This window comes from Amycolatopsis sp. WAC 04182 (assembly GCF_003947465.1).
Classification (GTDB): domain Bacteria; phylum Actinomycetota; class Actinomycetes; order Mycobacteriales; family Pseudonocardiaceae; genus Amycolatopsis.
Window position 1 is genome coordinate 1231244 of the sequence record NZ_QHJJ01000002.1, and the last position, 21176, is coordinate 1252419.

18 protein-coding genes are annotated in these 21176 nt (G+C 69.7%); 9 read left to right on the top strand and 9 right to left on the bottom strand.

The window, feature by feature from the left end:
• Positions 1-41: 41 nt before the first annotated feature.
• Positions 42-740 (top strand): TetR/AcrR family transcriptional regulator, encoded by a 699-nt coding sequence (locus DMH01_RS13010; protein ID WP_125676308.1) that lies wholly within the window; start codon positions 42-44, stop codon positions 738-740.
• A gap of 96 nt (positions 741-836) precedes the next feature.
• Positions 837-1778 (top strand): alpha/beta hydrolase family protein, encoded by a 942-nt coding sequence (locus DMH01_RS13015; protein ID WP_125676310.1) that lies wholly within the window; start codon positions 837-839, stop codon positions 1776-1778.
• A gap of 2 nt (positions 1779-1780) precedes the next feature.
• Here the strand turns inward: DMH01_RS13015 and DMH01_RS13020 are convergent, their stop codons facing one another.
• The 6 genes from DMH01_RS13020 to tig all read right to left on the bottom strand — a co-directional run bounded on the left by DMH01_RS13020 (position 1781) and on the right by tig (position 7623).
• Complete coding sequence (locus DMH01_RS13020; protein ID WP_305016641.1) at positions 1781-2701, bottom strand: sensor histidine kinase; 921 nt, start codon at positions 2699-2701, stop codon at positions 1781-1783.
• A gap of 76 nt (positions 2702-2777) precedes the next feature.
• The gene (locus DMH01_RS13025) at positions 2778-3158 is read right to left on the bottom strand and encodes a hypothetical protein (protein WP_233621488.1); all 381 of its coding nucleotides are present in this window, start codon (positions 3156-3158) and stop codon (positions 2778-2780) included.
• Between the two features lie 104 nt (positions 3159-3262).
• A complete protein-coding gene (gene clpX, locus DMH01_RS13030; protein WP_016332355.1) occupies positions 3263-4558 on the bottom strand; it encodes an ATP-dependent Clp protease ATP-binding subunit ClpX in 1296 nt (431 codons plus the stop codon).
• A gap of 219 nt (positions 4559-4777) precedes the next feature.
• On the bottom strand, positions 4778-5449 hold the full coding sequence (locus DMH01_RS13035; protein WP_016332354.1) for an ATP-dependent Clp protease proteolytic subunit: 672 nt from the start codon (positions 5447-5449) through the stop codon (positions 4778-4780).
• A 28-nt stretch (positions 5450-5477) separates the two neighbouring features.
• The gene (locus DMH01_RS13040; RefSeq protein ID WP_125676314.1) at positions 5478-6080 is read right to left on the bottom strand and encodes a ClpP family protease; all 603 of its coding nucleotides are present in this window, start codon (positions 6078-6080) and stop codon (positions 5478-5480) included.
• Positions 6081-6252: 172 nt separating this feature from the next.
• Entirely contained in the window at positions 6253-7623 is a 1371-nt protein-coding gene (gene tig / locus DMH01_RS13045; protein ID WP_125676316.1) for a trigger factor, read from the bottom strand.
• A 452-nt stretch (positions 7624-8075) separates the two neighbouring features.
• On the opposite strand from tig, the gene DMH01_RS13050 reads away from it, so the two are divergent.
• From DMH01_RS13050 to DMH01_RS13080, 7 genes are all read left to right on the top strand, one after another.
• Positions 8076-10088 carry a fatty acid desaturase gene (locus tag DMH01_RS13050; protein ID WP_125676318.1) on the top strand — a complete coding sequence of 671 codons (2013 nt, stop codon included), beginning with the start codon at positions 8076-8078 and terminating at the stop codon, positions 10086-10088.
• 175 nt (positions 10089-10263) lie between these two features.
• Entirely contained in the window at positions 10264-11796 is a 1533-nt protein-coding gene (locus DMH01_RS13055; protein WP_125676320.1) for a cell wall metabolism sensor histidine kinase WalK, read from the top strand.
• A gap of 4 nt (positions 11797-11800) precedes the next feature.
• Positions 11801-13651: a glycosyltransferase family 39 protein gene (locus DMH01_RS13060; RefSeq protein WP_199745460.1), complete on the top strand. Its 1851-nt coding sequence runs from the start codon at positions 11801-11803 to the stop codon at positions 13649-13651.
• Positions 13652-13725: 74 nt separating this feature from the next.
• Complete coding sequence (locus tag DMH01_RS13065) at positions 13726-14979, top strand: bifunctional glycosyltransferase family 2/GtrA family protein (RefSeq protein ID WP_125676322.1); 1254 nt, start codon at positions 13726-13728, stop codon at positions 14977-14979.
• A 3-nt stretch (positions 14980-14982) separates the two neighbouring features.
• Entirely contained in the window at positions 14983-16836 is a 1854-nt protein-coding gene (locus tag DMH01_RS13070; RefSeq protein WP_125676324.1) for a glycosyltransferase family 39 protein, read from the top strand.
• Positions 16837-16881: 45 nt separating this feature from the next.
• Positions 16882-17703: a hypothetical protein gene (locus DMH01_RS13075; RefSeq protein ID WP_233621489.1), complete on the top strand. Its 822-nt coding sequence runs from the start codon at positions 16882-16884 to the stop codon at positions 17701-17703.
• 227 nt (positions 17704-17930) lie between these two features.
• Positions 17931-18629: a PP2C family serine/threonine-protein phosphatase gene (locus DMH01_RS13080; RefSeq protein ID WP_125676328.1), complete on the top strand. Its 699-nt coding sequence runs from the start codon at positions 17931-17933 to the stop codon at positions 18627-18629.
• A 58-nt stretch (positions 18630-18687) separates the two neighbouring features.
• Here DMH01_RS13080 and DMH01_RS13085 read toward each other — a convergent pair whose 3' ends face one another.
• The 3 genes from DMH01_RS13085 to DMH01_RS13095 are packed head-to-tail and all read right to left on the bottom strand — an operon-like array spanning position 18688 to position 21091.
• Positions 18688-19092: a hypothetical protein gene (locus DMH01_RS13085; protein WP_125676330.1), complete on the bottom strand. Its 405-nt coding sequence runs from the start codon at positions 19090-19092 to the stop codon at positions 18688-18690.
• Positions 19093-19131: 39 nt separating this feature from the next.
• A complete protein-coding gene (locus tag DMH01_RS13090; RefSeq protein ID WP_125676331.1) occupies positions 19132-20589 on the bottom strand; it encodes an amidohydrolase in 1458 nt (485 codons plus the stop codon).
• A 49-nt stretch (positions 20590-20638) separates the two neighbouring features.
• Positions 20639-21091 carry a MarR family winged helix-turn-helix transcriptional regulator gene (locus DMH01_RS13095; protein WP_125676333.1) on the bottom strand — a complete coding sequence of 151 codons (453 nt, stop codon included), beginning with the start codon at positions 21089-21091 and terminating at the stop codon, positions 20639-20641.
• Between the last annotated feature and the right edge of the window lie 85 nt (positions 21092-21176).

Sequence of the window (21176 nt, forward strand, 5' to 3'; positions counted from 1 at the left end):
TATGCACTCATTTATAACAGGGTTATGGGACACTGGCAAGCATGGCATCGAAACCCTCCGCCGCCGAGGTCAAGGCCAAGCTGATCGAGGCGGCGATCCGATTGCTCTCCGACGGCGGCCCCGAGGCGCTCCAGGCCCGCAAGCTGGCGGCTGAAATCGGCGCCTCGACCATGGCCGTGTACACCCACTTCGGCGGGATGGGCGCCTTGGTGAACGAGGTCGCCCGCGAAGGCTTCCGGCGGCTGTCGGCGAATTTGGGCGAAGTCGAAGAAACCGACGACCCGGTCGCCGACATCCTCACCCTGGCGCTGGCGTACCGGCGGACCGTGGTGGAAAACCCGCAGCTCTACGCGGTGACCTTCGGGCAGAGCCAGCCCAGCGGGCAGAAGGCCGCCCTGGGCGACATGACCAAAGAGGAGACCCGCCAGAACGCCAGCGAAGAGGGCATCGAGGCGTTCGGCTACCTCGTCCGCGCCGCGAAGCGGGTGATCGACGCCGGCCGGTTCCGTCCCACCCCGGAATTCGAAGTCGCCGCCCAGCTCTGGAGCGCCGTGCACGGCTACATCACGCTGGAGGTCGCCGGTCACTTCGGCGACGGCGAGAATGGTGTGGACCACATCCTGATTCCCCTGGCCACCGCCCTGGGCGTGGGTCTCGGCGACACTTACGAGGCCGCGACGCGGTCCGCGCGGATCTCGATCGAGGCCTGGCGCGCGAAAGAGGGAAACATCGGCACCTGATCCGGCGATACCCCGGTCACAGGTCGGTGAATCGTGCAACCTTCGAGCGGAAACGCACGTCTGACCTGGTGGAAGCTCACGGGGGAACGGGGATCGGTGAACGAGGACGACCAGGGGCACACGACGCTGCCGGGGGTGGACGGCGCCCGCCGGTGGCTGAGCCGTCGTTCCGTGCTGATCGCCGGCGCCTCCGGTCTCGGAGTCGCCGGGCTCGCGGCCGGAACGGCCACCGGAGCCCTCCCGTTCAGCGAAGCGCTCCAGCGGGCTCTCGGCGTCGCGTCGCCGACGCCGGCCACCCAGCTGGGCAAGCCCCGCGTCGAACGCGTCTACTCCGAAGCCCGCGGCCGCGAGGTCGATCTGGTGCTCATGCTGCCGACCAAGGCCCCGCCCAAGGGCCTGCCGATGTCACTGATGCTGCACGGTCTCCACGGCACCGCACGCCACGCGGCTCCGACCGGGCTGCTCAAGCAGCTCAGCAGCGACGTCGCCCGCAAGGCGGTGCCGGCGTTCGGGTTCGTCGCCGTCGACGGCGGTGACCACTACTGGCACGAGAACCAGCCCGGCGACAACCCGATGGCGATGCTGCTCGAAGAGGTCCCCCGCTGGCTGACCGCCCGCGGCCTCGGCGGCCGGGACGGGCAGCCGTTCGCCGCCACCGGGCTTTCGATGGGCGGCTTCGGCGCGCTGCTGTACACCCGGCGCCGTCTGGAACGCCGTCGTCCGCCCGCCGCGGTCGCGGCGCTCGCGCCCGCGCTGATCACGTCGTGGGCCGAGATGAGCAAACGGCGCGCGTTCCGTGACGCCGCCGACTGGGGCTCGCTGGATCCGTTGCGCCACATCGATGTCACCAAGAGCGTGCCGACCGGGATCTGGTGCGGAACCGAAGACCCGTTCATCGGCGGGGTGCGGAAGTTCATCTCCGAAGCGCGGCCCCTGGTCGCGCACACCGCGCGTGGCAAACACGGAGACACCTTCAACCGCACGGTCGTGCCGAGCCTGATCGCGTTCCTCGGCAAGCACGTCCCGAAGAACGCCTGAATTCAGACGCGGAAGTAGATCCTGGTCACGGTCGACCCCGGTCTGAGGTACTGCCGGACCAGGTCGGCGACCTGGTTCACCAGCACCAGGCCACGGCCGCCGAGCTGTCCCGGCGAAGCGGGACGGCGGCCGGCCAGCGGATCGCTCAAGGTGCCTTCGTCGATGACCTCGCAGAGCACGTGGCCCTCGTCCCGCCAGACCCGGACGACACCGTTGCCCGAACCGTGCAGCACGCTGTTGGCGGACAGTTCCGCCACGGCGAGCACGAGATCCTCCACCCGGTCCTGGGCCAGCCCGCTCTCTTCGGCCCGCGTCTGCGCGAACCGGCGCACCGCGGAGAGCCTGCCGAGGTCGAAGCGGAACGCGTCGGCCGACCGCGGCTCGGGCAGCGGCAGGTTGTACTTCTCGACGACCGCGTCGGGCGCGTAGCCCGCGCTCGGGCGATCGCCGTCGGCACCGGCGAGGATCGGATGGGTCCGCTCGGCGTCGGCGAGGACGTCGTCTCCGAGCCGGGTCCGGTCGTACGGGCACAGGATGCTGAGGTCGCGGTCCCCGAAGGCGAAGTTGATCAACGCTTCGTGCTGCGCGCACGCCGGGTACTCGACGGCCGAGCGGCCCGCCCAGATCGGCTCGCCGATGATCCGGACCGGCCCCGGCCGGTTGTCCGCGAACGCGAGCAGCACACCGGGAAGGATGCGGCCCGGATTCCGGCCCGCTTCGCTCATGTCGATGAGTTCGACCTCCGCGGCGGAATCCCCCAAGGCCGCTTCGATCAGGGTCAGATTCCGGCCCGGCACGGCCACCGCGACGGGCTCGTCGTGCTTCAAGCCCTCCAGGATGTACGGGATCGTACCGTCCAGGTACTCGGAGTCACCGGAGTAGAGCAAGCCCACATGGGTGAAGGGGCCCGCGGTGACTGTCACGGACTCGTCTTACCCCGTTCGGGCGTTTCTGAAACCCCGCTAACGGAGGGAAGTTCGCAAAAAGATGCCCGGCCGATCAGCCGAGCCAGCGTCCCGCCATCGAGATCAGCCAGAATCCGGCGAGCGTCGCAGCGGTGAACAGTCCGGTCCAGGCGACGAGGGACTGATTCGCTTCCGCGCTTCGCGCCGCCTTGATCCGGATGAGCGCGTACGCGGAAACGGCGAAGAACGGCAACGGGATCAGCGGCAGCGGCGACAGGCGGACGACCCCGGCCACCAGGCAGGTCGCCACCAGTACGCCCAGCGCGATCGTCAGCGCGCGCGGGATCCACGGATGCCCGCGGTAGGCCCCGACGACGATGCGTTCGGTGAGCTCGACGAGCCCCCTGACCTCGCGTGGACTCGCGGCTGCCAGCTCGGGAGCCTCGTTCTCGTCCTTCGTGGAAGTCAAGGGCACCACCGCATCCTATCCCGGACCGGTCACCGGCCGGACCGGGCCGGAGAAACCGATGCCCCGGCCGGAAGGATCCGGCCGGGGCATCGGTGACGAAGAGGCGTTCTCTAGGCGGACTTCTCGCCGCGCTCGCTGCTGCGACGGCGTGACGGCTGACGCGCCACGATCGTCGGGTTCACGTTCTCGCGGACGGTCTGCTCGGTGATGACGACCTTCGCGACGTCGTCGCGGCTGGGGATGTCGTACATGACCGGCTGCAGGACCTCTTCCATGATCGCGCGCAGGCCGCGGGCGCCGGTGCCGCGGAGCACGGCCTGGTCGGCGATGGCCTCGAGCGCGGTCTTGGTGAACTCCAGCTCGACGTTGTCCATCTCGAAGAGCTTCTTGTACTGCTTCACCAGCGCGTTGCGCGGCGTGGTCAGGATGCTGACCAGCGAGTCCTTGTCGAGGTGGGTCACCGTCGCGACGACCGGGAGACGCCCGATGAACTCCGGGATCAACCCGAACTTGATCAGGTCCTCCGGCATGGTGTCGGAGAAGATGTCGCTCTCGTCGATCTCGGCCTTGGTGCGGATCTCCGCGCCGAAACCGAGGCCGCGCTTGCCGACCCGCTCGTTGATGATCTTCTCCAGCCCGGCGAACGCGCCGGCCACGATGAACAGCACGTTCGTCGTGTCGATCTGGATGAACTCCTGGTGCGGGTGCTTACGGCCGCCCTGCGGCGGCACCGAAGCGGTGGTGCCCTCGAGGATCTTCAGCAGCGCCTGCTGCACGCCCTCACCGGACACGTCGCGGGTGATCGACGGGTTCTCCGACTTCCGGGCGATCTTGTCGACCTCGTCGATGTAGATGATGCCCGTCTCGGCCCGCTTGACGTCGTAGTCCGCCGCCTGGATCAGCTTGAGCAGGATGTTCTCGACGTCCTCGCCCACGTACCCGGCTTCGGTGAGCGCCGTGGCGTCCGCGATCGCGAACGGGACGTTCAGCATCTTCGCCAGGGTCTGGGCCAAATAGGTCTTGCCGCACCCCGTCGGCCCCAGCATCAGGATGTTGGACTTCGCCAGTTCGACGGTCTCGTCCTTGGAATCCTTCGGCCCGGCCTTGTCGTCGGACTGCACGCGCTTGTAGTGGTTGTACACCGCAACGGCCAGCGAACGCTTCGCGTCGTCCTGGCCGATGATGTACTGCTCGAGGAACTCGTGGATCTCGGCGGGTTTGGGCAGCTCGTCGAGCTTGACCTCACCGGCCTCGGCCAGTTCCTCTTCGATGATCTCGTTGCAGAGATCGATGCACTCATCGCAGATGTAGACCCCGGGGCCGGCAATGAGCTTCTTCACCTGCTTTTGGCTCTTGCCGCAGAAAGAACATTTCAGCAGGTCGCCGCCGTCACCGATCCGTGCCATGGCCGTTGACCTCGTCCCCTCCGGCGCGATGTACGCGCCTGACTGTCTTACCGCCCCGGTCACGGATGACCGCTCGGAGCCTCACACACTGCCACTGACGGTACCCGCCCGATGCCGTCGGCGGGAGAACCAACGCCACATCTGAGCACGCCAGAAGCTGACCATAGACCAGGGATCCGGTGCGTGTCGTCTCCCGACACGCACCGGTCCCTCCCGCGATCAGCTGCTCGAAGCCTTGCGGTACTCGAGCACCTCGTCGACGATCCCGTACGCCTTGGCCTCGTCGGCCGTCAGGATCTTGTCGCGCTCGATGTCCTTCTTGACCTCGTCGGCGTCCTTGTTGGTGTGCTTCGCCAGGATGACCTCCATCTGGCGCCGCACCCGCTGGATCTCGTTGGCCTGGATCTCCAGGTCCGACACCTGGCCGTACGTGCCCTCGGTGGCGGGCTGGTGGATCAGCACGCGCGAGTTCGGCAGGGTGAACCGCTTGCCGGGGGTGCCGGCGGCCAGCAGCACCGCGGCGGCCGAGGCGGCCTGGCCGATGCACATGGTGACGATGTCGGGGCGGACGTACTGCATCGTGTCGTAGATCGCCATCAGCGCGGTGAACGAGCCACCGGGCGAGTTGATCAGGATCATGATGTCGCGGTCCGGGTCCTCGTGCTCGAGGTGCAGCAGCTGGACCATGACGTCGTTCGCCGACGCGTCGTCGATCTGCACGCCGAGCATGATCTGACGCTCTTCGTACAGCTTGTTGTACGGGTTCGATTCCTTGATGCCGTAGCTCGTGCGCTCGACGTACGAGGGCAGGACGTACCGCGACTGCGGCAGCTGGAGCCGCGACTGCATCCCAGGCGCCTGCGACCCGATCGGAAGCTGGAAGTTGCTCATTGAAAATTCTCCTGTGTGCCGGAGCGGATCAGCTGTTGGGAAGCGGGTTCTCGCGCGTGAGGACCTGGTCCACGAAGCCGTAGTCCTTCGCCTCCTGCGCGGTGAACCAGCGGTCGCGGTCACCGTCCTTGACGATCTGCTCGACGGTCTGGCCGGTCTGCTCGGCCGTGATCTTGGCCAGCTCCTGCTTCCACTTGCCGAACACCTCGGCTTGGATGGCGATGTCGGAGGCCGTGCCGCCGACACCCGCCGAGGGCTGGTGCATGAGGATGCGCGCGTGCTGCAGCGCGTACCGCTTGCCGGGCGTGCCGGAGGAGAGCAGGAACTGCCCCATCGACGCGGCCAGGCCCATCGCGTAGGTCGCGACGTCCGGGCGGATCAGCTGCATGGTGTCGTAGATCGCGAAACCCGCGGTGACCGAGCCACCGGGCGAGTTGATGTAGAAGCGGATGTCCGACTCGGAGTCGTCTGCGTCGAGCAGCAACAACTGGGCGGTGATCCGGTTGGCGACCTCGTCGTTGACCTCGGAGCCGAGGACGACGATGCGCTCCTGGAGCAACCGCTCGAAGACCGAGTCGGTGAGGTTGAGCCCTGCGGTACCGGTCCGCGCCTGGGGCGTGTGCTGCGTCACGTCATGCCTGCCTTTTCGCCGACGGCGGCGGGTGGAACGTTCGCCGCCGCGTATGTCCAGATGCTTGAGGATCTTGCAACCGACCCTAACGAACTTGGGCGGTGCAGAATGCCTGACACCGCCCAAGTTCGCTTACAGCTTTACGGTCCGTTCCGAGCGGACCGGATATTCCCTACTCGGCCGCAGTCTTCGCGGGTTCCTCGGTGACCTGCGTCTCCTCGGCTGCGGGGCCGAAGAGCTCTTCGAGGTCGACCGTGGCGCCGGAGGCGTCGGTCACGGTGGTCTTGCGGACCACCGAGGCCAGCGCCTTGCCGCGGCGGACGTCGGCGTAGATCGCGGTCAGCTGACCGGACTGCTGCGCCCGCTGGACGTACTCGTCCGGGCTGACGCCGAAGCGCTGCGCCTGGTAGATGATGCGCTCGGTGAGCTCGCCGTCGTTGACCGACGTCTGCTCGGCGTCGGCGATGCTGTCCAGCAGCAGCTGCGTGCGGACCGCCTTCTCCGACTCCTCGCGGACCTCGGTGTCGAACTCCTCGATCGTGCGGCCTTCGGCCTCGAGCGCCTTCGCGAACTGCGCCTCGTCGTGGTCGAAGGGGTGGATCGCATCGTGCTTGCGGTTCTCGATCTCGGCCTCGAGGACCTTCTCCGGGATCGCGACCTCGGTGCGCTCGAGCAGTTCCTCGAGGACCTTGTCGCGGGCCTGGACGCCCTGCTGCATCTTCTTGACGCGGCCGAGCCGCTCGCGAAGGTCGGCCTTCAGCTCGTCGATCGTGTCGAACTCGCTCGCCATCTGGGCGAACTCGTCGTCCGCCTCGGGCAGCTCGCGCTGCTTGATGGTCTGCACGGTGACGGTGACGTCGGCGTCCTTGCCGGTGTGCTCGCCGGCGACCAGCTTCGTGGTGAAGGTCTTGGTCTCGCCCGCGTTCGCGCCGATGATCGCCTCGTCGATGCCGTCGACGAGCTGGCCGGAGCCGATCTCGTAGGACAGGCCGGTGGTCGAGGCCTCCTCGACCTCCTGTCCGTCGACGGTGGCCGCGAGGTCGATCGAGACGAAGTCGCCGTTCTCGGCCGGGCGGTCGACACCGGTGAGCGTGCCGAACCGGGCGCGCAGCTCGTCGAGCTGCTCGTCGACCTCCGCGTCGGTCAGTTCGACGTCGTCGACGCTGACCGAGAAGCCTTCGAGGTCGGGCAGCGAGATCTCCGGGCGGATGTCGACTTCGGCGGTGAACTCGAGGACCTCACGGTCCTCCAGCTTGGTCACCTCGAACTCGGGCTGGCCCAGCGTGCGGACCTCGCCCGCGCGCACGGCTTCCATGTACTTGGCCGGAATGACCTCGTTGACGACCTCGTCGAGCACCGGGGCTCGCCCGATCCGGCTTTCCAGCACGCGAGCCGGCGCCTTGCCCGGGCGGAAGCCGGGGATGCGCACCTGCTGGGCGATCTTGCGGTAGGCGCGGTCGAAGTTCGGCTTGAGCTCGTCGAACGGCACCTCGACATTGATCTTGACTCGCGTCGGGCTGAGCTGCTCGACGGTGCTCTTCAACGTATTCTCCTCGAGCGGTAAACGATGTGTTTGAGCATCCGCATGTCTTCGACGGCGGATGTGCCCTGGTCACCTTGCAGACCGGGCCGTCCGAGTCTAGGCCGTGTCGCTCACCGGCCCGGGCCCGGGGCCACCAGCCCGCCCTCGCCCGCCGGTCGCGGGTTTCGAACAACGTCGGACCAACCGGCTTCCGACCACCCGATCGGACCAGTTTTCGGTTCTTCTCTGTTACGAACCGGCCCTTTCCTGGACACGGATGCGTGCCACGCTTCACCATCGGGCGCCATGACGAGGCGTTTCGGCGATCGGATGAAGTTTACAAACCAATACTAATTGTCTACGGTGTGACAGCTTGTCCCGGTAGCATCGACCGAGGGGAACGATCGATGACCGTCGCCGTAACCCGGTCCGAGGACACGGGGGAATCACCCGAGAGAAGACCGAGACGCGGTGTGCCCAACCCCCGTCTCCCGCTGCCGGTGGTCTCGATTCCGACAGTGCTGTTGTTCGTCGGCGGCGTCATGGTCTGGACGGGCGCCACCTGGCTGGTCGTCAACGAGGCCGCGCCGCTCTGGGTGACCATTCCCCTGCACGCGCTCGTCACCTTCACCATGTTCACCGTGCTGCACGAGTCGACGCACCACGCGGCCGGACAGCTCACCTGGGTCAACGAACTGCTCGGCAGGATCGCGATGCCGTTCGTTGCGGCCTACGGCTCCTTCCCCCTGGTGCGCTACATCCATCTGGAGCACCACCGCAACACCAACGAGGACGCCCACACCGATCCCGACGCCTGGACCGCGCACGGCCCCTGGTGGCAGTTGCCGCTGCGCTGGCTGACCATCGACTTCTGGTACGCCCGCTTCTACGTGGCACGGCAGCGCACGCGTCCGCCGTCGGAGCGGGCCGAGACCGGGGCTGTCCTCACACTGAGCCTCGCCGCGTTCGCCTGGCTGACCGTGAGCGGCCACGGCTGGGAACTGCTGATGGTCTACCTGATCCCGCAACGTGTCGGGCTGGCCGTGCTGGCCTGGTGGTTCGACTGGCTGCCGCATCACGACCTCGGCGCGCAGCGGCAGAACCGGTTCGGTGCCACGCGCGTCCGCGTCGGGCTCGAATGGCTGATGACGCCGATCATGCTGTGCCAGAACTACCACCTGGTGCACCATCTCCACCCGGCGATCCCGTTCTACCGGTACCTGCGCACGTGGAAGGACAACCGCGACGCGTACCTCGCGAGGGACGTGCCGATCGCGACGCCGTGGGGCCGCGAGCTGACGTCGTCGGAGTATCGCGAATGGCGTCAGCTCACCGGCTCGTTCGACGAGGAACCGCCCGCACCGCAGCCCCGGCAGCCGAGCCGGTTCCATTCGCTGCGGGTCGCCGAGGTCCGGCCGCTGTGCGAAGGGGCCGTCACCGTGACGTTCGACGTGCCGGACCGGCTGCGGGAGACCTTCCGGTTCAGCCCCGGCCAGCACCTGGTCATCCGCGCCGAGGTCGACGGGGAAGAGGTGCGGCGCGCCTACTCGATCTGCTCGACGCCGGACTCGGGTGTCCTGCGGATCGCGATCAAGCATCAGCTCGGCGGCGCGTTCTCGACATTCGCCACCACGGAACTCGCGGCGGGCGACGCACTGGACGTCCTGCCGCCGGCCGGGGAGTTCACGCTGACCCCGGCGCGGGGCCGCGCCGGGCGGTACGTCGCGCTCGCCGCGGGCAGCGGGATCACGCCGATCCTCTCGATCCTGACCGCGACCTTGCAGGACGAGCCGAACAGCAAGGCGACCCTGCTCTACATCAACACCTCCGGTGCCAGCACGATGTTCGCCGACGAACTCGGCGCCCTCGCCACACGGCTGGGCGGGCGGCTGCACGTCGTGCACTACCGCACCGACGAACGCGACCCCGATCTGCGCACGCACCGGCTCGAAAGGCCGTTCGACATCGTCGGCGAGGCGCTCGCCATCTCGCACGAGCGCTACCAGCGCGGCCGCCTCGACGACACCCGTCTCCGCGCGCTGCTGCAGGCGCGGCTGCACCCGGCGAAGGTCGACGAGTGGTTCCTGTGCGGCCCGCGCGACCTCGTCGACATGGCCCGCCGGACCCTCGCGGACCGGGACGTCCCCGACGAGAACGTCCACTTCGAACTGTTCCAGGGCGCGCTGCCCGTCCGGCCCTCGCGGCGGCCGGGCCCGACGCTGACGGTGACCGCGGGCGGCAAGACCGCCGAAATCCCCGCGACGGTGGGCGAAACCGTGCTCAGCGCCGCGCTCCGGCACGGCGTCGACGCGCCGTACGCGTGCGTCGGCGGGGCCTGCGGCACCTGCCGGGCGACCGTGGTGCGGGGCAGCGCGCGGATGGACGTGCACTACGCGCTCGGGGACGACGAGGTCGCGGCGGGCCGGATCCTGACCTGCCGGGCGGTGGCCACTTCGCCCGAGCTGGGCGTCGACTACGACCGCTGACGCGGCCCCGCGGCCTTCACACCTTCCCTAGTACATGAAGGGGTCCTTCATTGCGCCTAGCGCTGTGAAGGGGGCCTTCATGTACTTCCGACAGGCAAAAGGCACGCCCCAGGCACACAGCGGGCTCACAGGCGGGACACAACGCGCGCATACGACCGCGGCGCACCCTCGGGTCATGGCAACCGGCTCGGCCCCGACCACCGGCCCGCGCCGATGGACCCGGCCCGGGCGGCTTTCCCTGCGCGCCAAGCTGACCGGCTCGATGGTGCTGCTGCTCACCTTCGTCTGCCTGGTGATCGGCGTCGCCAGCGAGATCGCCCTTCGGTCGTTTCTCACCCGCCAGATCGACGACCAGCTCTCGGCCGCCTCGGCCCGCGCCCACGACTTCGCGAGCCGTCCACCGGAGGACGGCTTCGGCCCCGACCCACTCAACGCGCCGGGCCAGGCCTCCGGGACGCTCAGCGTGCGCCTGTCCGGCGACCGGGTGTTGTACGCGGGAATCCTTACCGTGCAAGGACTTCCCCAGGGCCTGTCGGCCGAGCAGGAGTCCGGCCTGTTCCTGATCCCGGCGGACCGCCCGCCGCTGACGCTGGCGCTCGGCGGTCTTGGCGACTACCGCGTGCAGGCCGTCTCGATCCCGGGCGGCGTGGTCGTCACCGGGCTCCCGCTCGCGCCGATGCAGGACACCTTGACCACCGTCCGGTGGATCCTGTCCGGGGTCGCGGCGGCGGGGGTCGCCGGCGCCGGATTCCTCGGCGCGTTCGCGGTCCGGCGCACGCTGCGGCCGCTCGACCGGGTCGCCGCGACCGCGGGCCGGGTGTCGGCCATGCGGCTCGACCGCGGTCAGGTCGCGCTTTCCGTGCGGGTGCCCGAGATCGACACCGATCCGCGCACCGAGGTCGGCCAGGTCGGTTCGGCGCTGAACCTCATGCTCGGGCATATCGCGCGGGCGCTGGAAGCACGGCACGCCAGCGAAACCCGGGTCCGCCGGTTCGTCGCCGACGCGAGCCACGAGCTCCGCACCCCGCTCGCGGCGATCAGCGGGTACGCCGAACTCGCCGGCCGCGGCAGTGCGCTGGCGCCGCCGGAGGTCGCCCGCTCGATGTCCCGGATCCAGTCCGAGGCCGCGCGGATGACCACCTTGGTCGAGGACCTGCTCCTGCTGGCGAGACTCGACGCGGGACGGCCACTCGGAGCGGGCGACGTCGACCTCACCCGGCTGGCCGCGGACGCGGTCGGCGACGCGTATGTCGCCGGCCCGGAGCACCGCTGGGAACTGCGGCTCCCGCCGGTCCCCGTGCTCGTCCGCGGCGACGTCCAGCGCCTGCACCAGGTGCTGGCGAACCTGCTGTCCAACGCGCGCACGCACACTCCGCCGGGCACCACGGTGATCACCGCGCTGACCCGCTCGTCCAGCGGGGCTGCGGTGCTCACCGTCACCGACGACGGCCCCGGTATCGCCCCCGAACTCCTGCCGAGCGTGTTCGAACGGTTCGCCCGCGGCGACTCCTCCCGGTCCCGGACCGCGGGCAGTACCGGGCTCGGGATGGCGATCGCGTCGGCCATCGTCGTGGCCCATCACGGCTCGATCGAGGTGCACAGCCGTCCGGGGCGCACGGAGTTCGCCGTCCGCCTGCCGGTGATCGGATCCTCACAGCGGGTGCACAGCTTCGGCACAACCACGCCCCAGGTCGGCCCCCGACGCTGAGGCCATGACCCTCCTCGCCTCCCGCGACGAAGCCGATCGAACCGCTCCCCCCGCCCGAGGCGCACCGGCCGATCCGCGCTGGGTCCGGCCGTCCGTGGCCACGCTCCTGCTCGCGACCGCCGTCCTCTATCTCTGGAACCTCGGGGAATCCGGCTGGGCCAACGCTTTCTACTCCGCGGCCGCGCAGGCCGGATCGGTGAGCTGGAAGGCGTTGTTCTTCGGTTCCAGCGACGCGGCGAACGCGATCACGGTCGACAAGACACCGGCCGCGCTGTGGGTGATGAGCCTTTCCGCTCGCCTGTTCGGCGTCGGTTCGTGGAGCGTCCTGGTACCTCAGGCGCTGATGGGCGTCGGTTCGGTGGCGTTGCTGTTCGCCGCGGTGCGCCGGACTTCCGGTCCGGCCGCGGGTCTGCTGGCGGGCACGGTCCTCGCGCTCACCCCGGCCGCCGCGCTGATGTTCCGGTTCAACAATCCCGACGCGCTGCTCGTCCTGCTCCTGACCGCGGGCGCCTACTGCGTCGTCCGCGCGCTGGAGAAGGCGAGCCCGCGCTGGCTGGCGCTGGCCGGGGTCGCCGTCGGTTTCGGTTTCCTCGCCAAGATGCTGCAGGCGTTCCTGGTGCTGCCCGCGTTCGGGCTCGCCTACCTGATCGCCGCGCCGACGTCGGTGGGCCGCCGCCTGCTGCACCTCATCGGAGCGTTGGGCGCGACCCTCCTGTCGGCCGGTTGGTATCTCGCCGTCGTCGCGTCGTGGCCCGCCGCCGACCGGCCGTACATCGGCGGCTCGCAGGAGAACAGCCTGTGGGAACTGGCTTTCGGCTACAACGGGCTCGGTCGCATCACCGGCGACGAGGTCGGCAGTGTCGGCGGAAACCCCAACGGCGGCTGGGGCGGCACGGGCTGGGACCGGTTGTTCGGCAGTGAGATGGCCGGCGGGATCGCGTGGCTGCTTCCGGCCGCCGTCGTCGCGCTGGCCGCCGGGCTGTGGTTCACCCGCCACGCCCCGCGCACCGATCGCGGACGCGCGGCGCTGATCGTCTGGGGTGGCTGGTTCCTGGTGACCGCCATGGTGTTCAGCTACATGGGCGGAATCATCCACGCGTACTACACGATCGCGCTCGCCCCGGCGGTCGCCGCGCTCGTCGGCATCGCGAGCACGCAGTTGTGGCGCGCACGGGGGAATCCGGCTGCCGCGGGTACGTTGAGCGCCGGGATCGGCTTGACCGCGTTGACGGCGTACCTCCTGCTGTCACGGCAACCCGAATGGCTTCCCGGGCTGTCGATCGCGATCCTCGTGGCCGGTCTCCTGTGCGCGTTCCTGGCGTTCTTCGTCTCACGCTTGCCCGACGTGGCAAGACGCCTGGTCACCGTCGGCGCACTCGTCACCGTTCTCGCGGGCACCGGTGCGTACACGGTCGCGACGGCCGCGACCCCGCATTCCGGCGCACTTCCTTCCGCCGGGCCGGAAATCGACCGCGGCGGGCTGCGGATGGGCGGCGGCGGGCTGCTCGGGACGAGCCTGCCCGGTGACGACCTCGCCGCCCTGATCCGCCAGGACAGTGCGAAGTACACGTGGGCGGCGGCCACCGTGGGCTCCAACAACGCGGCGGGCTATCAGCTCGGCAGCGGCGCTCCGGTGATGGCCGTCGGCGGCTTCAACGGCACAGACCCGGCTCCCACGCTGGAGCGGTTCCAGGAGTACGTCCGAAATGGACAGATCCACTACTTCCTCGGCGAAGGCATGATGATGCGCGGGGAGACCGGCAGCGACGCCGCCGAGCGGATCGCCGGCTGGGTCGCGGAAACCTATCGGCCGGCCACTGTGGACGGTGTCACCGTCTACGACCTGACCCGGTGAATCCCGTGACAGGACACAGCGACAGCACAGCTCGGACACAAGGCGACCTCAGCGCGACGACCGAGATTGACACCATGACCACCGCGACCCTCTCCGGCGCCGACAGCGGCCGCCGCCCCGCCATCGCCCCGGACGGCTCCCCCGTCCTCGACGTCGTCGTCCCCGTCTACAACGAGGAAACCGACCTCGAACCCTGTGTCCGGCGGCTGCACGCGCATCTCGTGGAGCAGTTCCCGTACCCGTTCCGGATCACCGTCGCGGACAACGCCAGCACCGACGGCACCCTGCGGGTCGCCGAACGGCTGAGCCGAGAATTCGACGACGTCGAAGTCCGCCACCTCGAAGAAAAAGGCCGCGGCCGCGCGCTCCGCTCGGTATGGTCCACTTCGGACGCTCCGGTACTCGCGTACATGGACGTCGACCTCTCGACCGACCTGGCCGCACTCGGACCGCTCGTCGCGCCACTGCTGTCCGGCCACTCCGACCTCGCCATCGGCAGCAGGCTCGCCCGCGGCGCGAGGGTGGTGCGCGGGCCGAAGCGGGAGTTCATTTCCCGCTGCTACAACCTGATCCTGCGCGGCACGCTGGCGGCGAGGTTCAGCGACGCGCAATGCGGTTTCAAGGCCATCCGCGCCGATGTCGCCGAACGGCTGCTCCCCCACATCCAGGACACCGGCTGGTTCTTCGACACCGAACTGCTCGTCTTGGCGCAGAAGGCCGGGCTGCGGATCCACGAGGTCCCGGTGGACTGGGTGGACGACCCGGACTCGTCGGTGAACATCATCGCCACCGCGACCGCCGATCTCAAAGGGATCGCGCGGCTGACCAAGGCGACCATGACCGGGCAGATCCCGATCAGCGGACTTCGCGAGCAGCTGGGCCGCGCGCCGATCCAGGTGCGAGCGCCGGGCGTGGCACCGAGCCTGGTGCGGCAGCTGGTGCGGTTCGCCGCCGTCGGTGTCGCCAGCACCATCGCGTACCTCGTGCTTTTCCTGCTGCTGCGGACGTTCACCGGCGCGCAGGCGGCGAACCTCGTCGCGTTGCTGGTGACGGCGATCGGCAACACCGCGCTCAACCGGCGCCTCACCTTCGGCATCCGCGGCCGGGAAGGCGCCGGGCTGCACCAGTTCCAGGGCCTCATCGTGTTCGGCCTCGGGCTCGCGCTCACCAGTGGCGCGCTGGCGCTGCTGCACACGATGACGGCGCCCGGCCTGCCGCTGGAGATCACCGCGCTCGTGCTCGCGAACCTCGCGGCCACCGTCCTGCGTTTCCTGCTGCTGCGCGGCTGGGTGTTCCGCCGCCGCCCCGCCACCGAGAGGGAGAGCTGACCCATGACCACCGCACTCGTTTCCCGCGCGGAACCCGGCCACGCCGGGGAAGACGCCACGAAACCGCCCGGCCGATGGGTCCGGCCCGCCGTCTTCGGGCTGCTCGCCGCCACCGCGCTGCTGTACTTCTGGAACCTGACCGCCTCCGGCTACGGCAACTCGTTCTACGCAGCGGCGGTCCAATCCGGCACACAGGACTGGAAAGCGTGGCTGTTCGGGTCGCTCGACGCCGGGAACGTGCTCACCGTCGACAAACCCCCGGCCGCGCTCTGGGCGACGACGGCGTTCGCCCGGGTCTTCGGTTTCTCCAGTTTCACCGTGCTGGCCCCGCAAGCACTGATGGGAGTCGCCTCCGTCGGCCTCCTGTACCTGACGGTGAAGCGGACCTCCGGCCCCGTCGCCGGTCTGTTCGCCGGGGCGGCGTTCGCGGTCACGCCGGTCGCCGCGCTCATGTTCAAGTTCAACAACCCCGACGCGCTGCTGACGCTGCTGCTGGTCGCCGGCGGGTACTGCACGATCCGCGCGATCGAAAAGGCGAGCCCGCGCTGGCTGGCCTTCGCCGGCGTCGCCGTCGGGTTCGGCTTCCTCACCAAGATGATGCAGGCCTTCCTGGTGCTGCCCGCGTTCGGCCTCGCCTACCTGATCGCGGCGCCGACCACACTGGGCAAACGCTTGCTTCACCTGTTCGGCGCGGTGATCGCCGTGGTCGTCTCCGCCGGCTGGTTCATCGCGCTGGTCGATCTGTGGCCGACCGAGTCCCGGCCGTACATCGGCGGTTCGGACGGCGACAGCCTGCTCGAACTGGCGCTGGGCTACAACGGCCTCGGCCGGATCTTCGGCATGGGCGGCGGCGTGATGGTCGGCGGTCCTGGCGGGGTCGTGAGCGGCTCGGCCGGCGGGAACGTCGGCTTCGGCGGCGAGAGCGGCGTGACCCGGATGTTCGGCGCGAGCTTCGGCGGCGAGGTGTCGTGGCTGCTGCCCGCGGCGCTGATCGGGCTGGTCGCGGGCCTGTGGTTCACCAGGCGGGCCGCCGGTACCGACCGGACGAGGGCCGCGCTGATCCTGTGGGGTGGCTGGATGCTCGTCACCTCGCTGGTGTTCAGCTTCATGAGCGGGATCGTGCACCCGTACTACGCCGTCGCGCTGGCACCGTCGATCGCCGCCGTCGTGGCGATCTCCGGGACCTCGCTGTGGCGCGGCCGGGCGCATCTCGCGCCACGCGTGTTCCTGTCGCTGATGATCGCGGCCGGCGCCGTCTGGTCGTACATCCTCCTGGACCGCAACGTCGACTGGCTGCCGGCGCTGCGCTGGACCATCGCCGGGCTCGGCCTGGTGACCGCGACCATCGTGCTGGTGGGTGTCCCGCCGATGCGGAAAGTCGTCACCGTCGTCGCGACGGCCGCGGTGCTGACCGTCGGCCTCGGCACCACCGCGTTCAGCGTCGAAACCGCTTCGCAGGCGCATTCCGGCTCGATCCCGATCTCCGGCCCGGCCGTGGACGACTCCCCCGGGATGGGCAGGGGAATGGAGGAACCCACATCGGCGGAGATCGGCGCTGTTCTCGCCGCGACCACGACGAAATGGGCGGCCGCGACGTCCAGTTCGCAAGCGGCGGCGAGCCTGGAACTCGCGAGCGGGAAGTCGGTGATCGGCATCGGCGGCTGGAGCGGCTCGGACCCGGCTCCGACGCTGGCGGAATTCCGGCAGTACGTGGCGAACGGTGACATCACCTACTACGTCGAAGGCGGCCGGGGCGGCGGTCCCGGTGGCGGCTCGAACGAAATCGCCGAATGGGTCGCCGGGAACTTCACCGCCACCACGGTCGGCGAGCAGACGGTGTACCGCCTGCTCCCCTGAAAAATACGTCGACAAACGTTGGGGCGCACGGGAATCCTGGACCGCGTGAATCGGCCGTACCGCTGGGATCTCGTGCGCCCCGACCAGCTCGGGACGCTACTGGAGCGCGCCGAAAAGCCATCGCTGTGGTTTCTGGACGAGCTGATCGAATGCGCCGCGAAGGTGATCGCCCGCGCCGGCGACGCGGATCTGTACTTCGTCGGGCGTTCCGCGGACAGCGTGTACGACCTCCTGAGCGGAACCCCTTGGCGGGAAAGGATCCACCAGCTGCCGCTGTCGTTCGCAGGCACCTGGGACGGCCTGACGGAGTCCGATGTGGACACTCTTCGCGGGTATCTCGCCTCGGCGGGCCTGAGCCCGCACGACCTGGCGCGCGGGCGGCCGAAGGTGTTCGTCGACCTCGTCTACACAGGACAGACGTTCACCGGGCTCTACGGGCTGCTGCGGACGTGGATCGACGACGAACGCGAGGCCTGGAGCATCATCCGCGGGCGGCTCCGGTTCCTCGGGATCACCATCCGCGAGGACACGAGCCCGTCGGCGTTCCGCTGGCAGCGGCAGTTCACCTGGCCCGCCGACCTGCCGTCGCACGCCGTGCGGAACATCTCGCTCGACGAGCCGGTCTGGCTCTACTTCGGGAACACCCAGCCCAAGCTCACGGCGTCGTTCCCGCGGCCGCGCTGGTCGGACGAGAACGGCCGCGCGCCGGAGCATTCGGAGAAGCGGCTGCGGGGACTGGCCGAGGCGGTCGCGATCGTCGAGGCGGGGCGCTCGAAGGCCGGGCGGGACCTGCTGGTGCGGCATCTGCGGAAGGAACCGGCGATGGCGGAGAGCTGGCTGCGGACGCTGATCACGCGGTTGCGCTGACCGCCAAGGCGTAACTCGCGTGCTTGAAGGCGTGACTCGCGTGATCGGAGGCGTAACTCGCGTGTGACGCCTCCAAGCACGCGAGTTACGTCTCTGATCACGTGAGTTACGCCTCCGGGCACGCGAGCGGGTCGACAGCCGCCCGACACCGAACCCTCAGGTCGCCCACAGGAAACAGGCGGATCCTGGAAGTGGGCAGGGAATCACCCAGGGGTGAGGAGAAGACCATGAGGGAGCTTCCGCACTGGCACACGGCGAGCGCACAGGGCCCGCGCGAGCACAACGCGGACGCCGTCGCGGCGTACGCGGCCCCGGACGGCCGGGGGATCGTGTTCGCACTGGCCGATGGAGTCGGAGATCACCCGAACGCGGCACGCGCGGCGCGGACGGCGGCTTCGGCGGCGGCCAGGACACCGGTCGAGCAGGGGCCGGTCGGGGCCGTTCTCGCTGCTCAGCGGGCCGTGCTCGCCCTCGGCGAGGCCGGCGACTGCGTCCTCGTCGTCGCCGTGCGGACCGGCGAGGGGTATGGCATCGCGTGGGTCGGAGACGCACGGGCGTACGCTTGGGACGGTTACACCGTGCGGCAGGTGACGAAGGACCATACGCTCGCGCAGTACTTCCGCGACCACGGACAACCCGTGACACCGCGGATGGAACACGTCGTCACCACCAGCGTCCGCACGGCCGGTGCGCACGAGATCGGCACGGCCACCGTCACGACCGGCGGGCTTCTGCTCACCAGCGACGGTGTGCACAAGACGCTCAGCGGGCCGACCATGCTCGACATCCTCGCGATGCCGGACAGGGCGGCCACCGAGCTGGTGCGGACGGCGATCTCGCTCGGTGGCTCCGACAACGCCACCGCGCTCGTGGTGGATCCGCCCGGCGCGGAGGTCACCACGGAAAAGTTTCGCGTCGCGGCCTGAACCGGGCGGTCAGGCCGCGACGCGATCCCGTTCGAACTGCCGCCGCGCGCAGCCGCCATCACCGGAACAGGCGGTCCCGGCAGGCCGGGCACCGTTCGTGCCGCGCGGTCCGCCCGGAGAGGTCCCTGCCGTAGAAGGGAAAGCACGGCGCACCGCAGACGGCGAGGTAGATCCGCCCGCACCGCAGCGGCCGCTCGCCGACATGGTGGGCCACGGCCAGCGCCCGGTGGTGCGCGCCCGCTTCGGGTAGCCAGCCGTTGTCGGGCAGCTTCGCGAGCACCTCGGCGTTGACGTCTTCCGAGCGACGCAGCAGGGCCGTGCCCAGGTCGGTGAGCCGTTCGCCGAGATCACGGAGGACGTCGGCACGCGGCACGTCGTCTTCCACCATCCGGGTGACGAAGCTGATGTCGGTGCTCAGGGAGCCGTGGAGGTCCCGGAGCCGGTCGAGCAGGCGGTGATCCATGCCCTTCCATTAGGGAGTTGCGCGCGGGAAAGGAAAGACTCAGGACGCGTAGGTGATCCGCCCGTCCATGACCGTGGCGGTGACGGGGATGCCGCGCAGCCCGGCCGGGGACAGCCGCGCCGGATCCACCGCGGTGACGACCAGATCCGCGACGTCCCCGACGGCCACCCCGGTCCGGCCACCGGACGACGCCGCGAGCGCGGCCTCCAGCGGCATGGCCTGCTCGGGATGCCACGGCGGACGCTCGTCGTCGGTGCGGCTGACCGCCGACGCGATCGCGTCCCACGGGTCCAGCGGCGCGACCGGCGCGTCCGAGCCGAACTCCAGCGTCACCCCGGAGCGGTGCAAGGCGCCGTACGGGAAGGCCCGATCGGTCCAGCCGTGCCAGTGCCGGTCGGCGACGTCGCGGTCGTCCGGCTGATGGGCGGGCTGCACACTCGCCACGACATCCAGCTCGGCGAACCGCGCGACGTCCTCGGCGCACAGCAGCTGCGCGTGCTCGATGCGGCCCGCGCAGCCGACGTTCGCGAAGGCGTCGAGCGCGATCTTGTTGGCGTGGTCGCCGATCGCGTGCACCGCGGGCGAAAGGCCGTGCCGGGACGCCTTGCGCATCAACGGTTCGAGCTCCTCGGGCGGCAGTTCGAGCAGCCCGTGGGAGTCGGTTCCGGCATAGTGACCCACGCAGTAGGCGGTGCGCGTGTTCAGCGAACCGTCGACGAACAGCTTGAACGGGCCGACCGTGAGCAGTCCGCCGCTGTCCTCCAGGACGTCCCCGGACCGATGGCCGCGTTCGATGGCGGTGTCGAGCAGGTACTTCGCGATCACGCAGGAAACCCGGACCGGCAGGGGTTTCCGTGCCTGCCGTCGCCGCCAGTCGGTGACCGTGTCGGCGTATTCGTAGTCGACGATCCGGGTGACGCCGCGGGCGGCCGCCGCGTCGAGGGCGTCGGCCACCCAGCCGTCGACGACGTCCTCGGGCGCGATCGGGAGTTCGGCCGTCGCGCTCATGCAGTCGTTTTCCAGCAGCACCCCGGTCGGATGCTCGCGGCCGATGAGCTTCAGCGCGGCCGGGCTGAGCCACAACGTGTGGAGGTCGGCGCTGAACAGCGCGACCGGATGACCGGGCAGCGCCTTCTGCAGCAGATCCTTGTGCGGGGCGTCGGGCCAGAGCCCGTCGCGGAACCCGGCGCCGAGCACGAGCTCGCCGGGCGGCGCGGGATTCGCCAGCAGATGTGCCAGTACGAGCTCGACCGTGTGCGCGGCGGAAGTCGCCTCCCCCAGCGGGATCCGGCGGCGCGCGGCCGACCACTGGGCGGTGTGCACGTGCGCGTCGACCAGGCCGGGCAGCAGGGTGCCGCCGTGCCCGTCCAGGATCTCCGACGCCTCACCCGCCTGCCCCGGCCCCGCGATGGCCGCGATCCGGCCGCCCTCGATCCGCACGTCCGACAGGGAACCCGCCAAGCCGACCCGGACCCGGCGCAACAGAAGATCGTCCACGCCCTCACCTTGCCAGCCGGTGCCGCGATTCGGCACCTGCTTGCGGGGATCAGGAGCGGGCGAAGGTGAGCTTTCCGAGCGCGGCGACCAAGGGCGCGAGTTCGGGGAGTTCTTCGGCCGCGGCGAGGGCCTCGGTGAGGACGGTGTCGTGCGTCGGCCGCGCGGCCGCCAGCAGTTCGTGCCCGGCAGGCGTGACCTCCGTGTAGATCCCGCGCCGGTCGTCCGGGCACAGGTACCGCTGCAGCAGTCCCCGGTCCTCCAGCCGCGACACCAGCCGGGTCGTCGCCGACTGGCTGAGCACGACGGCGTTCGACAGCTGGTTCATCCGCAGGTGGAAACCGTCCTGACGGGCGAGCACGTCCAGCACGGTGTACTCGCTGACGGACAGCGAGTGCTCCTGTGCCAGCGCGCGCTCCAGCGCGTCCTCGATCCGCGCGTGCAGTGCGGCCAGGGTCCGCCAGCCCTGCGCGCGTGCCTCCACGGCGTCGTCGGCCAGTGACACGGTTCACCTCTTCCCCGGTTGCCCGAGCTTCGTTGCGTGCTGCATCATCAAGCGTGTGCAATATACGGCGCGTGCAACTATTTCG

Bases quoted from the DNA above. Each gene is read 5' to 3' on its own strand.
- DMH01_RS13010 (WP_125676308.1), top strand. From the start codon at position 42: ATGGCATCGAAACCCTCCGCCGCCGAGGTCAAGGCCAAGCTGATCGAG.
- clpX (WP_016332355.1), bottom strand. From the start codon at position 4,558: ATGGCACGGATCGGTGACGGCGGCGACCTGCTGAAATGTTCTTTCTGC.
- DMH01_RS13035 (WP_016332354.1), bottom strand. From the start codon at position 5,449: ATGAGCAACTTCCAGCTTCCGATCGGGTCGCAGGCGCCTGGGATGCAG.
- DMH01_RS13055 (WP_125676320.1), top strand. From the start codon at position 10,264: ATGGCAACCGGCTCGGCCCCGACCACCGGCCCGCGCCGATGGACCCGG.
- DMH01_RS13060 (WP_199745460.1), top strand. From the start codon at position 11,801: ATGACCCTCCTCGCCTCCCGCGACGAAGCCGATCGAACCGCTCCCCCC.
- DMH01_RS13065 (WP_125676322.1), top strand. From the start codon at position 13,726: ATGACCACCGCGACCCTCTCCGGCGCCGACAGCGGCCGCCGCCCCGCC.
- DMH01_RS13070 (WP_125676324.1), top strand. From the start codon at position 14,983: ATGACCACCGCACTCGTTTCCCGCGCGGAACCCGGCCACGCCGGGGAA.
- DMH01_RS13080 (WP_125676328.1), top strand. From the start codon at position 17,931: ATGAGGGAGCTTCCGCACTGGCACACGGCGAGCGCACAGGGCCCGCGC.
- DMH01_RS13085 (WP_125676330.1), bottom strand. From the start codon at position 19,092: ATGGATCACCGCCTGCTCGACCGGCTCCGGGACCTCCACGGCTCCCTG.